We start from the raw sequence: 12,994 nt of genomic DNA on the forward strand, positions 1-12,994 counted from the left end.
CCGCCCAGGGCCTGTGCTCCGGGTCGACACACGGTCAACCCGCCGAAGGGGGTGGGGACTTTTAGGTGGCCACCAGTGGTGACCTACACGTGGCCACCAGTGGGGACTTTCTCATGGCCAGGGACACTTGGCGAACGATTCACCCGCCCAACTCCACCAGGTGAGTGGACCCGGGCGATCGCCGTGCACCTGTCGCACCACGTCGACGAGCCGACGCGTGCCGAGAATCGAACTGAACCACTCGCGGTCGGCAGGCAGGAATCCGTCCATCGTGCGGGCGGCACGCCAGTTGGTCACATCGTGCCGGGTGTGCGCGATGTTCAGATCCCCGGTGAGGACGAACTCGCGTCCCGCGCTCAGCGCCGCGAGCCGGTTTCGGTGCACTTCGCGGGCAAACGCCGCGAGGAACCTCTGCTTCCGTTCGTACTTGACCCCACCGTCGGGCTGTTCGCGCATCGATCCCGGGCGCTGGAGATGCGCGGGCAAACCACCCTTGGGGAGATAGAGACAGGCCACCGTCACCGGCCGGTCGGCCAGGTCGACCTCGATATAACGTCCCTGTGCGGCGAACTCACCGAGTCCGCGGGCCCTGGGTGGGTGGGTCACCCACGTCCGCACGGCAGCGGCGGAAACCCTCGTCAGTACGGCCACACCGTTACGACCGGCCACGCAACCCACGTCCACCGCCGCCGAATAGCCCGGGAAGGTGCCCACATCAGCTGCGGGACAACGCAACTCCTGCAACGCGACCACATCGACCGACCGCGCCCGCAACCACTGATCGAATCCACGACGACGTGCCGCGCGGATTCCGTTCACATTGAATGTGGCGACAGTGAGAGAATCAGCGACCGACGAACCCATGGCAACACTGTGCCGGAGTCCCCCGTCACCCGCTCGGGCAGCTCCGGTACGCGACCTCGGTGGGGCCGGGGAGGTCGGCGAACTGGTTTCCCTCGCGCAAGCCGATGGATGGGACCGTGTGTTCTCGCCTCCCCCAACGGCACTCGGTACGTCGAAGACGGGTGGCATGTATCGGGGCTGTGACCGGCAGCGCGCCCAGAATCCTCCGTGAGTCCATTCGTCGGCCGCGCGGCGGTGGATTCGGTGCGGGCTGTCTCGGCGGATCGTTCCGGTTTGCGGTGCATGCGGGTCTTTTCGGCATCTTTACGGGTAGGTGCGCCGGGAAGTCTGGTCGGCAATCCGGCTCGAAGTCCGTCGAGTCGGATTCGATCGGCGACGGGTGCTCCATCTTGCGACCACAGCTCATCGCAGGGTCACCCGAGTTGTCTTGTATGTTTCCTCGCCTTCGAAAGTTCGGAGTCAATGACAGCCGGGTCACGATCGAATGGTGACATCCACAGCTCCATTTTCGCTGAACCATTTCTTAAGCTCGAGACCCGCGAGAACCATAGCCGATTTCGCTCCGACATCCACTGGACCAATTATGGACCCCGAAGCGCCTGCCACCGAACATCCGCCCATTCGTGCGTCCGAAAAGTCTGTCGAAGAAAACTCGCAGCCTCGCAGATCGGCGGATCTGAGATCGGCATCCGCAAAGCTTGCGCTCCGCAAGTCAGCACCAACCAGATTTGCACGCCGGAAGTCCGAATCCTCGAAGACCGCGCTCTGAAGACGGGCATCACAGAAAATACCACCAGATGCCGAACAGCCACGACCTTCGACCTTGCGGAGATCGCTACGACTGAAATCAGCATTACGCAAATCGGCCGAAATCATCCACGCTGTATACAGATCCGCATCGGATACACATGCCGAAGTCAGATCGGCCCCATTCAAGGACGCGCCCTCCAAGAACAAACCCGATACATCAGAGCGGGAAAGGTCCAGACCGTCCCCATTGAAGAGATTGGATGCCGACATCGACATCGACACCGGTGGCAATTGATCCAGGTAGAGCCCCAGAGCCGCTTGAACCGCAGGGTCAGAAGGCCAACGCTTGACATCGCTCCTGGTCCGGCCATAAATCAACTGCCCCATACTACTTTTCCTTCCCACTCGGGATGTTCAGAAACTAGTTGTTCCAATCGCGCACGCCGCGCTGGCGACATTCCGTCAGGATCAATTAGGACATTCTCATCGTCAGCGAGGTCTTTATTGATCATCTTGACAAATTTCTCATCAGATTGAGGGTTGCTGATCTCCTGACCAGCATTTGGCCGGTACGATGGCTGACTGTCAGGAGAGCTCTTCACGTCCCAGCGCTTGCCCGTCGCATCTACGAACTCGCCCATATCTTCATTATTCGGCCCCGGTTGAGCACGCGTTATAGGCCCTGGAATCTTGCCATCACTTTCCGCTTGCAATCCTACCTCAGCTTCTCTCTGCGATGCCGGATTGGACTTTCCATTTTTTGCGGGGTCCTTGGACAACTCATCGTGACGGGCTTTGTACTCAGGCGTCCCGGGCGTGTTCGATTTGTTCTCTGGACTCTTCCCGATTACCTCGGCGTTCGTGGCAGTGATCACTATCGGCAACTCGACAATGGTCAGAAGGTCGCCGTTTGTCAGGTTGGCAGTGGTGAAAGTGAGGGTGCTAAGGATGGTGAGGAATGCGTTAGCGGGCCCTGCTATGGCCCACGCCGCGTCGTTCAGGAAGTCGATATCTAACTCGACTTTGTTGTCGTTGGGCGACTGCGACTGCTGCTTGCTCGGCGCCTTTTCCTTCGCTGGCTGCTCTTTGACATTTACCATCGAACGCCCGATCGATATGGCGGTAACCACAACTACCGCTGCGAACTGCGTATTGATGTCCGCGCGCATTTTGGCCAAGGCCACGTTGTGGGCTTCGACCGCGTTGGCGATGTCATGGGCGGCGGTACGGATTTCGCGGAGTTTTTCAGCGAGCTTGCGAAGGTTTGCTACATGGTTCGGGATGTCGTCCGGGACTTTGGGTCCGAAGCCTTGTTCCAGCCCTGAGGCGACGGTTAGTAGCCGTGCCACGCCGTATTCGAGGGGGTCTGAATTGGCGAAAGTCTTCCACATCGACCGGGCGACCTGCCCAAGTGCCCGCCCACCTCGGCAACTTCCGCACCGGCGTCGGATCCGAACCCGTCGCGACCGGCAATCCTGCAAATCGTCGGGCAGTAGCGTGAACGCCTTGTGCTCGGTCAGTGGGCGAATCGCCCGGAAGGCCCGGTCATGCTGGCTGGGCTCGATTCCTTTGGGCAGAGACCTCGTCTGTTGCAGCCCCACGCTGCCGTGCCTAGGCTGACTCCGATGGCCTGAGAACGGGGGAAGCGTGGCGGGTGAAAACGATACTTCTGGAGCGGTTTTCGCGATCGTGCCGGGTGAGGTGACCGATGCCGGTGTCTATATCCAGCAGATCGCGGAATCTTTGATCAACGGGCTCGGCACGCTCGACCGCGAGGTATCCACTGTCCTGGACAATTGGAGCGGTGCGGCGGCCGAGGCGTTCGAGGACGGTTGGACTGAAACCAAGAAGGGTGCTGCAGACGTACTGAACGCCCTAGCGACGATGGGCGAACTTCTGGGCATCGCAAGCAAAGCCGTTGTCGGTCAGGATATCTCGAACTCCGGTACTTTGAGTTCACTCGACCTACCACACACGGTCGGCGTGCTACCTGATTTGTGGAGCCGCGTGGGCTCTGCCGACATGCTGACACGGCTGGCCGGATCCTTTGCAGGGTCGGGGGCAGGGATGATGCCGGGGTGAGTTCGCGCGGTCCATGTGCGGAGGTCCCTCACCCACAGATCCATCGACTCCGTGGAGGATGAATGCCCAGCTCGCGTCTGATGGTCTTGATAGGTGCAATCGCGACCTTGCTGCTGCCCGCTGTAGCCGTAGCGCCGACCGCCACAGCAAATGATTCCTTTCCCGAGGACTCTTTCTATATCCGAAATGTCGCCAGCAACCTTGTGGTGGACATCGAGGGTGGCAGCGCCGACGCGGGCGCACCGGCAGTCGTCTGGGACCGGAAGTCCACTGGCGACGCCCACCAACTGTGGACATACGACGAAGGGTTCCTCGTCAACAAGAACAGCGGACTGGTCCTGGAAGTCGTCGGCTACGAGAGCGGCAGTAACATCGCAGCCGGCACACCTGTAGCTCAAGCCCTCAGGCGGGAAAGTCCGGAGAGCCTGAACCAACTGTGGGCATACAACTACCAAATGCTGATGTCGTACGACCCCAAGGTGACTCTGACTGCCCGAGAGGGCAACTTCACGGCAGGTACCGCGGTCGTAGTCGATCGGACCGAGAGGGACGACCCCCGCCAGCAGTGGATGTTCGACACCCCGTAGCGGCTCAGCCAAGCACGAGACGCGTGCCCCCGCCGGCCACTGCGGGCGGTCAGTGCTTCCCCTTCCAGACCGGGTGCTGAGCGGGCCGAATCCAGGCTCTGAGCGCCGATAACATTCACACCTCAGCCGGATTCGGCAGTCAGTGATGGGTGCGGGGCTGCTGGGGTGCAGGTCGGTCACCGGCACATCGGGCAGATATGCCGGTGACCGAGGAAGTCAGCTCAGGTTGCCGAGCAACCACTGCCCTGCCGGGGCAGTCATCAGGGAGGTCGTGGCGGTTTCGTTGCTGTAGAAGGTGTCGCTGAAGTCCGACCGGAACTGATCGTCTTTCTCGCTGAGGCCTTCCACATCGGCTACGCCCACAGTCAATTTCAGCGCGCGGGGCCGTTGAGGCATCGTCCCGACACTTTCCAGTGCGTCGGTCTCGTCTTGGTTGGCCGGCCTGGTGCTGTTGTAGGAGAAATAGGCTTCGGTCTGGTGATCCATCATCTGGCGTTCCATCATCGCCAGAGCAAACCGTGCCAGCAGCGCGCCGCGACCGAAACCACCGACGGTCAAGGGGGCCGACCCCTGCTGCTCACCGATCGCACGCCTCATCGCCTCCTGGACCGTGCGGGCAGTGCCGGCAAGGTCCGATACCTCCTCGGTGAATCCGACCAGGATCAGATCCCGTCCCGTCTTGGTCACCGCCGCATGAAGGTCGTAGGCCGCATCACTGGCCTTGCCCTCGAATCCCGCCATATCGCTGTTCCCGTTGTCGGCGACCACGATGAAGGGCTGTCGTAGCGCCCCGGTGGGCCCGCAGTACACCCACGCCGTCCCTGTTTCTCTGTTCAGATCCCATACCTGTGAGGCTTTGCTGGCAACAGTCATGACCGGCTCCTTCGAATGAGTAGGGCGAACCAACTACCGAGAACGCAGCCGAGAATCGAACCGCCGGACGGTGAGACACATTGGCACTCAAGCCATCACGTCGCACAGCCGCTGACGGGGCGACGGAAGAATTTTAAAGCCGGACCGTTGTCGGCGGGGGCGATTCCTGCCATGCGGGAAGATTCCGCTGCCCATCGCAGACTCGCGAACCTCTCACTCACACGGACTCTGATCCGACCCTGGGCAGGGTGCTGCGGCCCGGGTCGCAGGTTCGATTACTGCCGTGAGCAGGGCGCCGAGCCCACTCGCCGTGTGATGCAAAAAACCTATCGTGGTGGGTGTAGACATTCTCGAAGTTGGCGTATACAGTCGCTGTCGTTCCACAAAATCAGATGGGCCGGGCAGGTGAGCTGCCCGGGACAGTTCGACCGCTTCGCCTGGCGGAGAAGAGAATCCGGTGCAGTCGGCCGGACCGCCGACGGGGCGATGAAGCAAGACAAGTGCAGTACCAGTAAATGCAGTACCAGCAAGTGAAGTACCAGCAAGTGAAGTACCAAGTAGGTGCAGTACCAGCAAGTGAAGTAAGTGCAGTACCAAGTAAGTGCAGTAGATGCCCGGGCAGATGAGCTGCCCGGGACAGTTCGACCGCTCCGCCTGGCGGAGAAGAGAATCCGGTGCAGTCGGCCGGACCGCCGACGGGGCGATGAAGCAAGGCAAGTGCAGTACCAGCAAGTCAAGTAAATGCAAGACCAGTAAGTGCAGTACGGCAGGAAGAACCCGACAATCCAGGAGGTGGTTGGCCACTGAGTAGTCCTTTTACCAGTTCCGCATCCTGGGAAGTGTCGGATGCGTGTCTCAGACCGAGCCCCATGGCCGGTGAACACAGTTGAACTCAATCCCTAAGTCGTAAATCAAGGCCCCGGCGCACAGCGCGCCGGGGCCTTCCGGCGTTGAACCGAGAAACCTTGTGCAGCAACCGAAAACCCACCCCGCCAACGATGCCAGCATAGCGGTGAGTTAACGCGGGGCCCGACACAATAGACAAGGTCAGGATCGGTTTAAGACCGGACCTGAGCTGCTATTTCTGTCGAGCTAAGGGGACTCGAACCCCTGACCCCCACACTGCTAGTGAGGTCACGCGGGCACGGCACAGACCCGTTATGCAAGCTTCCCGAGTTCCCCGGCGGTCAGGTCGCGGCGTGCCTTGCGCATCATGTGGCCGAACAGGGGGCATGGTGCGGAGGTGGTGGGGTGCGGCGTGCTCGGCAAGGACGAAGTACCCCGGACCCGACGCGGCCGGAGCAGGGTCCGGCGATCATTGCCACCCGCCTACGCGGAGTACGCCGCTGCGGGAACCCAGGGTCAAGCCCTGGGTTTTCGGGGTACCGGCCCCGCGAAAACTGTGGAACGCTACCGCTTCACGGGGTTCCGGTCGAGCGCCGGGGCTGACCACACCGATGCAAGGACCACCGAACCATGCGAATCGCAGGACTGACCGCTCTCGCGGCGGGCGCACTGATCCTCCCGGCCACCCTGGCTCCCGCGGCCTCGGCGGAGGTGGAGGACATCACCATCTCCGCCTGGGGTACTAGCGAAATGCCCGTCGCCTGCGATTATGTAGGCGCGAACTGCAGCGTCATGGCCCGAATGTTCGGCTCCGACTACGCACTGCCCGCCACCGTGACAATCAACGGCCGCGAGCTCAGTTCGCCCGAGCGCCTGGACTATCCGGACCGGCAGCGCAGCGCGATCCGCGGCACCTGGCACCCGCCGGCCAAGGGTACATACACGATCGTGGCCACCCAGGGCTCCTCCACCAAGACCCTCGTCGTCGAGATCACCGGAGACGCCCAGCTCGGCAGCGGCTCGGCGGGACTGCTGCCCAGCGGTTCCGGCTAGGAGTTACGGCGGCGCAGCGCCATCGGTCCTGCGCTGTCCGCTCACTCGATCGTTTTTCCAGCCAACCGATTTGCCGAACCCGCAGCATCACTGAGTCCGTCAGTACTCGCAGGTATCGTCGGACTGTCCTCCGAACTTCTTACACATCGGATATCGTTGCGCGCCAATCGAACCAGCTGGAGAATCCGGCAACGAGACCGTGCTCGCCGTGTATGCGGAAACGGCCCGCGCGGAAAGCGTCATCGAGGCTGGAGGTCCCGGCCACCAAGCGGTGCAACTCACTGAGTTCGGTGGTAACCCACAGATCGGTGTCGTACCCGGGGTGGCGCAAGCAGGCGCTGACATCGTGCTGAGCGAGTACCAGCCAGCCGTGTTCCTCGGCCCCGCTGGAATTGTCGAGGATGAACTCGATCGAAACACGCTGGGCGGGAAGATATTCGGTGCGAACGAACTGCCGCAATCGCCACAGTGCCCAGCCGGTGTCTAGTTGCTCGGGCCGAGGGTCCCCGAAATGCCATCGGCGCGCCCAATCACCGAGCTGCCATATCAAGGGTTCGAGCGCGGCTCCGGCCTGGGTGAGCCGATACTCGGGCCGCCCGTCGGCGTCGGCCATCCGGGATACCAGCCCGATGCCCTGCAACCGACGCAGCCGGGCAGACAGCAGGGTGCGGCTGATACCAGGCAGCCCGCGGTGAATGTCGTTGAACCGATGCGACCCGAGCAACAGCTCGCGCACCAGCGGCAGGGTCCATCGATCTCCGACCACATCGACCCCTGCCGATACCGGGCAATATTCGGGTCCGTGTCGCATACACACCTCGGTCCATTTCTTGTACCGGCCATGAGGTTACCGCCGCGGCAGGGTGATGCCATGACTACCGCTGCCGACCATTACGACCAGCTACTCGCCGAGCATTACACCTGGATGTCGGGTGGTGATATCGACGCGACCGCGGCGGCGCAGGCCGATCTCCTGCGTCGGCTGGGGTTGCAGGTTGTCGGCGACGGTCCGTCGGTAGCGGTGGACCTGGGCTGCGGCCCTGGACCGCAGACTCTGGGCCTCCTCCGACTCGGCTACACGTCGGTGACCGCCGTCGATACCAGTGCCGCTCTCCTGAACGAGCTGCGAGACCACGCCAGCCGCCATGCCGTGGGCCACTCCATCCGCACCGTCCATGCCGATCTCCGCGATGCCCTGCCCCACCTCGTCGATCCCGGCACGGTCACCGCCGTGGTCTGTATGGGTGACACCCTGCCTCACCTGCCGAACCGGGCCGACGTGCGGCAACTGATCACCGACGTCGCTGGGGCCCTGCGCCTGGGCGGGAGTTTCGTGGTCACCTACCGCGATCTGAGCGACGAACGGCGCGGCCTGAACCGCTTCGTTCCGGTCCGCGAAACCGACGACCGGATACTCACTTGTTTTCTCGACTACATCGACGAGAGCACGGTGATGGTTCACGACCTCCTACATACCCGCCATGCGGGCGCCTGGCAGCTGACCACCGGTTGCTACCCGAAACTTCGCCTGCCGCAGCAGTGGCTGATCGACCAGTGCCGCAGAGCGGGCCTCGCCGTGCGCCACTGCGAGACAACCCCTTCCGGCCTGCACATCCTCCACGCTGTCCGCGACTGACGATCTCGGTCCGCGGTAGACGCCCGGCGACCGTCGATGAGTTCGGTCGTCGCCAGCAGTTGCTCCCCACGCCGGCCCACCGCCCAGCCAGCTGTGAGACCACACCCGCATCGTAGAATCCGACCTGCCGACCGCCCATCGCCGTATCGACGGAAAGCGGGACCAAAACGGGGAGTAACCGTGGGGTCGAGCCCAACAAAAAAGTCAGGCCCGGTCTACGACCGGGCCTGACCTGCTACTTCTGTGGAGCTAAGGGGACTCGAACCCCTGACCCCCACACTGCCAGTGTGGTGCGCTACCAGCTGCGCCATAGCCCCGTGTTCAGTTGTGTCAGCGGCTCTCGCTGCTGCCTGAATGAAGTTACACCATGCGTCTGAGAGAGAACAAATCGGCTGGTAGACGGCGAAAATGTGGGGTTACGGGCGGGGGTCCAGTGGCCTGTGGGGCGGGAGGATCGGCTGGTCAGGGGTGGGATGTGCCGAACCTCACGCGGGGGTTCACGGGGCCAGGTTCACTACCCAGTTCTCGTCCTGCCAGTTGATCTTGGTGGTGCCGTCGTAGATCGAGGGGGTGGCGGCCTTGTTGTCGGTGCGGGCGTCGAGATCGGCGAGGTTCTTCGCGGCGGCGGACTTGGCGGCTTCGGATTGGGTGCCGTTGTTGATGCAGGCGGCGACAGATTCGGGGGCGCCGGATTCTGTGGCGATGGTGGCGAGGGCCGGGTTGCTCAGGTCGGAGCCGCCTTCGTCGGGCTGCTTCTTCGTGAACAGGGTCTCGTGGAATTTGCTGTAGGTGGGGCCCGAACCCACTTGGGCGACACAGAGATTCGCGGCAGTCGCTCGGGTGGAGTAGTCCTTGCTCTTGGACTGGGGGTCGAGGAAGGTGACGAGGTGGTAGTTCACCGCGAGCTTGCCTTCGTCGATCTTCTGGGCCAGTTCCTGGCCGTAGGCGGTTTCCATCGTGCCGCAGGCGGGGCAGATGGGGTCTTCGAAGATGTCGACGGTCTTGGCGGCGTCTGGGCGGCCGAGGCGGATGACGCCGTCGGGGGTGGTGGTGACCTGCACGGCAGCCTCGCGGACCGGACCGTAGCCCTCGTTGCGTACGGCGGGCGGCGGTTCCGCGCTCCACTTGTAGGCAGCGAACACGATCACCCCGATGAGGACGACCGCCACCGCGGCCAGCGCGTAGGTGGTGTTGCTGGAAACGGGACGCGGATTGTGCGAAGAACCGGCTGTGCTCACCCGTCCACTCTGCCTCGAGTCACCGGCGGCGCTGTGCCCGGGCACGCCGAAATGGCGCTGACCTGCTACTGGGGCTTGTGATAGTCGCTGGGTCGACCGGCGGGGACCATGCCGTCACGCACCACCGGCTTACCGTCGGGGCTGCCATCGCAGGCGCATTGCGGGTCGATGCCGTCACCCGCGTGATCGGGGCGCTCCGGATCTTCGGGGTGCTCGATCTGCGAGGGCTCTGGCGTGAACACCCACACTGCCGCCGACACCGCCAGCACCGCACCGGTCACGGCCATGCTCACCCCGAACGACGTGCGTTCGGCCAACCAGCCGAGGACGATCGGGCCGAGCACGGTGCCCAGATCGGCCGACATCTGGAATGCGGCCAGCACCGGGCCGCCGCGGGCGCGCGACCCGATCACATCCGCCAATGCCGCCTGCTGCACGGGACTGAACATTCCCGAACCGATGCCCGCGACGAACGAGGCGACCAGGAACCACTCGATGGTCGGTGCGAAACCGAGCACGCCGGTGCCGAGCGCGCAGATGGCCGACCCGGCGATCAGGAACGGTTTGCGGCCGAACCGGTCCGAGAGCCTGCCCGACAGGAAAAGCACTGCCGCATTGCCCGCGGCGAACACCGTGAGCGCCACGCCCGCCATGCCGATTTCCTGATGCAGGGTCTCGACCACGAGCAGGGGCACGAACGCCATCCGCACACCGAATACCGCGATGCCACCCGCGAAACTCGACAGCAGCACCGCCCGGTAAGCGGGTTCTGCCCACCCTTGCCGGAAGGTGAATTCGATCGGCTTCGCCCCGCTCTCGGGCGCGAGCACCGGCGATTCACGCAACCCGGCGAACACGATCACACACACCACCAGCAGCGCGGCCATATAGATCAGGAACGGCGCGCGCAGCCCGAACCCGGCCAAACTACTTCCGACCAGCGGACCGAGCAGCGAACCGATCAGAAAACTCGTCGAGTAGACGCCGGAGATTCGACCACGCGCGGCAGGCGGCGACACCCGGATGATCAGCGCCATCGACGACACCGTGAACATCGTGGACCCGACACCGCCCAGCGAACGCAGCACCAGCAGTTGCCAATACGTCTGCGCCAGCGCGCACGCCCCGGTCGACACCGCCACGATCACGATGCCGGCCAGATACACCCGCCGCTCGCCCAGCTTCTGCACGAGCCGCCCACTGGCGGGCGCGAACAACAACCGCATCAACGCGAACGCGCTCACGATCGCCGACGCGGCGGCGATGCCGACCCCGAATTCGCGCGCGTACTGCGGCAGCACGGGTGCGACGAGGCCGAACCCGAGAGCGATCACGAAAGCGGCCGCGATCAGTACCCAGATCTCGGCGGGTAGCCGGACTTTGGCCGGAGCGCTCACTCGCCCAGCGCCTGATTCACCATCTCCTCGGCCGCAGCCTGCACCTGGGTGAGATGTTCAGGGCCGAGGAACGACTCGGCGTAGATCTTGTATTTGTCCTCGGTGCCCGAGGGACGTGCGGCGAACCAGGCGTTCTCCGTGGTCACCTTCAACCCGCCCAGCGACGCTCCGTTGCCGCGCGCGGTGGTGAGGATGCCGGTGATCTCCTCGCCCGCGATCTCGGTGCCGGTGACGGCCTCGGGGGTCAGGCGCGCGAGCTTGGCCTTCTGTTCACTGGTGGCGGCGGCATCGATCCGCGCGTAGGCGGGGCTGCCGTATTGGCGTTCCAGTTCGCCGTATCTGGCCGAGGGGGTCTGGCCGGTAACGGCGGCGATCTCGGCGGCGAGCAGAGCCAGCAGGATGCCGTCCTTGTCGGTGGTCCACACGGTGCCGTCCATCCGCAGGAACGACGCGCCCGCGCTCTCCTCGCCACCGAAAGCCAAACTGCCACTGAACAATCCGGGCACGAACCACTTGAACCCGACCGGCACCTCGTACACGTCGCGCCCGAGCACGCCGACCACACGGTCGACCATCGACGAGGTGACGACGGTCTTGCCGATCTTGGTGAGCGCGTCCCACCACATCCGGTTCGCGACGAGGTATTCGATCGCGACGGCCAGGAAGTGATTGGGGTTCATCAGGCCACCGTCGGGGGTGACGATGCCGTGCCGGTCGGCGTCGGCGTCGTTGCCGGTGGAGATGTCGTAGTCGTCCTTGATACCGACCAGGGCCGCCATGGCGTGACGCGAGGACGGGTCCATCCGGATCTGGCCGTCGCTGTCGAGGGTCATGAAACGCCAGGTGGGGTCGACGAACGGATTGACCACCTCGAGCTCGAGATCGAAGCGCTGCCCGATCTCCTCCCAGTAGTCCACGCTCGCGCCACCCATCGGGTCGGCGCCCATCCGGATGCCCGCGCCACGAATCGCGTCCAGGTTCAACGCGTTCGGCAGGTCGGAGACGTACTGGTCGAGGTAGTCGTAGCGCTGCACGTGGGTGCTCATCGCCTGATCGAACGAGACCCGTTTGACCTCGGCCAAGCCGCCGCGCAGCAGTTCGTTGGCGCGGGCGGCGATGGCGTCGGTGGCCTTGGTGTCGGCGGGGCCGCCGTGCGGTGGGTTGTATTTGAAGCCGCCGTCGCGCGGTGGATTGTGCGAGGGGGTGACCACGATGCCGTCGGCCTGGTGCTTGGTGCCGCCGCGATTGTGGTTCAGCACGGCATGACTCAGCGCGGGGGTGGGAGTGTAGCGGCCACGGGCGTCGATCACGGCCGTGACGTCGTTGCCCGCCAGGACCTCGAGCGCGGTGGTCCAGGCGGGTTCGGACAGGGCATGGGTGTCGCGCGCGAGGTAGACCGGGCCGGTGATGTCACGGGTGGCGCGGTATTCGACGATCGCCTGCGTCATCGCCATGATGTGGGCCTCGTTGAACGCGCCGTCCTCGCTGGACCCACGGTGACCCGAGGTGCCGAACACCACCTGCTGGCTCGGCTCGTCCGGATCGGGGACGAGGCTGTAGTACGCGGTAACCAGGTGAGCGATGTCCACCAGGTCGGTCGGGCGGGCGGGCCGTCCGGCGCGATCGTGGGCCATGGTGGGTGTTCCCTTCCGTGTCGGCTGCGCGCGG

The 12,994-nt window shown here is 63.9% G+C and carries 12 protein-coding genes and 1 tRNA gene; 4 read left to right on the plus strand and 9 right to left on the minus strand.

All coding sequences use genetic code 11. The annotated features are described in order from the left end of the window. Nucleotides 1–111: 111 nt before the first annotated feature. The 3 genes from IBJ82_RS13235 to IBJ82_RS13245 form a co-directional block, all read right to left on the minus strand. Nucleotides 112–864, minus strand: a complete 753-nt coding sequence (locus IBJ82_RS13235; RefSeq protein ID WP_228537113.1) for an exodeoxyribonuclease III — start codon at nt 862–864, stop codon at nt 112–114. A gap of 474 nt (nt 865–1,338) precedes the next feature. Further along, the gene (locus IBJ82_RS13240; RefSeq protein WP_194826263.1) at nt 1,339–2,001 is read right to left on the minus strand and encodes a pentapeptide repeat-containing protein; all 663 of its coding nucleotides are present in this window, start codon (nt 1,999–2,001) and stop codon (nt 1,339–1,341) included. Beyond that, the gene (locus IBJ82_RS13245; RefSeq protein ID WP_194826264.1) at nt 1,989–3,005 is read right to left on the minus strand and encodes a hypothetical protein; all 1,017 of its coding nucleotides are present in this window, start codon (nt 3,003–3,005) and stop codon (nt 1,989–1,991) included. The genes IBJ82_RS13240 and IBJ82_RS13245 overlap by 13 nt, the downstream gene beginning before the upstream one ends. 256 nt (nt 3,006–3,261) lie before the next feature. Between IBJ82_RS13245 and IBJ82_RS13250 the strand changes: the two genes are divergently transcribed. Continuing rightward, a complete protein-coding gene (locus tag IBJ82_RS13250; RefSeq protein WP_194826265.1) occupies nt 3,262–3,696 on the plus strand; it encodes a WXG100 family type VII secretion target in 435 nt (144 codons plus the stop codon). A 62-nt stretch (nt 3,697–3,758) separates the two neighbouring features. Next, the gene (locus IBJ82_RS13255) at nt 3,759–4,283 is read left to right on the plus strand and encodes an RICIN domain-containing protein (RefSeq protein WP_194826266.1); all 525 of its coding nucleotides are present in this window, start codon (nt 3,759–3,761) and stop codon (nt 4,281–4,283) included. Nucleotides 4,284–4,499: 216 nt separating this feature from the next. Here the strand turns inward: IBJ82_RS13255 and IBJ82_RS13260 are convergent, their stop codons facing one another. Continuing rightward, nucleotides 4,500–5,051: a hypothetical protein gene (locus IBJ82_RS13260; RefSeq protein WP_194826267.1), complete on the minus strand. Its 552-nt coding sequence runs from the start codon at nt 5,049–5,051 to the stop codon at nt 4,500–4,502. Between the two features lie 1,581 nt (nt 5,052–6,632). Between IBJ82_RS13260 and IBJ82_RS13265 the strand changes: the two genes are divergently transcribed. Further along, nucleotides 6,633–7,055, plus strand: a complete 423-nt coding sequence (locus IBJ82_RS13265; RefSeq protein ID WP_194826268.1) for a hypothetical protein — start codon at nt 6,633–6,635, stop codon at nt 7,053–7,055. 139 nt (nt 7,056–7,194) lie between these two features. Here the strand turns inward: IBJ82_RS13265 and IBJ82_RS13270 are convergent, their stop codons facing one another. Then, nucleotides 7,195–7,821 carry a winged helix-turn-helix transcriptional regulator gene (locus IBJ82_RS13270; protein WP_194826269.1) on the minus strand — a complete coding sequence of 209 codons (627 nt, stop codon included), beginning with the start codon at nt 7,819–7,821 and terminating at the stop codon, nt 7,195–7,197. 105 nt (nt 7,822–7,926) lie between these two features. Here IBJ82_RS13270 and IBJ82_RS13275 point away from each other — a divergent pair, with 105 nt between their 5' ends. Beyond that, nucleotides 7,927–8,691: a class I SAM-dependent methyltransferase gene (locus tag IBJ82_RS13275; RefSeq protein WP_194826270.1), complete on the plus strand. Its 765-nt coding sequence runs from the start codon at nt 7,927–7,929 to the stop codon at nt 8,689–8,691. 244 nt (nt 8,692–8,935) lie between these two features. On the opposite strand, the gene IBJ82_RS13280 is transcribed toward IBJ82_RS13275, so the two are convergent. From IBJ82_RS13280 to pgm, 4 genes are all read right to left on the minus strand, one after another. Continuing rightward, nucleotides 8,936–9,008, minus strand: a tRNA-Ala gene (locus tag IBJ82_RS13280). Nucleotides 9,009–9,188: 180 nt separating this feature from the next. Further along, nucleotides 9,189–9,929 (minus strand): thioredoxin domain-containing protein, encoded by a 741-nt coding sequence (locus IBJ82_RS13285; protein ID WP_194826271.1) that lies wholly within the window; start codon nt 9,927–9,929, stop codon nt 9,189–9,191. Nucleotides 9,930–9,994: 65 nt separating this feature from the next. Further along, nucleotides 9,995–11,326 (minus strand): MFS transporter, encoded by a 1,332-nt coding sequence (locus tag IBJ82_RS13290; protein ID WP_194826272.1) that lies wholly within the window; start codon nt 11,324–11,326, stop codon nt 9,995–9,997. After that, nucleotides 11,323–12,960 carry a phosphoglucomutase (alpha-D-glucose-1,6-bisphosphate-dependent) gene (gene pgm / locus IBJ82_RS13295; protein WP_194826273.1) on the minus strand — a complete coding sequence of 546 codons (1,638 nt, stop codon included), beginning with the start codon at nt 12,958–12,960 and terminating at the stop codon, nt 11,323–11,325. The genes IBJ82_RS13290 and pgm overlap by 4 nt, the downstream gene beginning before the upstream one ends. Nucleotides 12,961–12,994: the final 34 nt, after the last annotated feature.

Origin of the sequence: Nocardia sp. XZ_19_231 (assembly GCF_015355705.1) — a bacterium.
Lineage (GTDB): Bacteria > Actinomycetota > Actinomycetes > Mycobacteriales > Mycobacteriaceae > Nocardia > Nocardia salmonicida.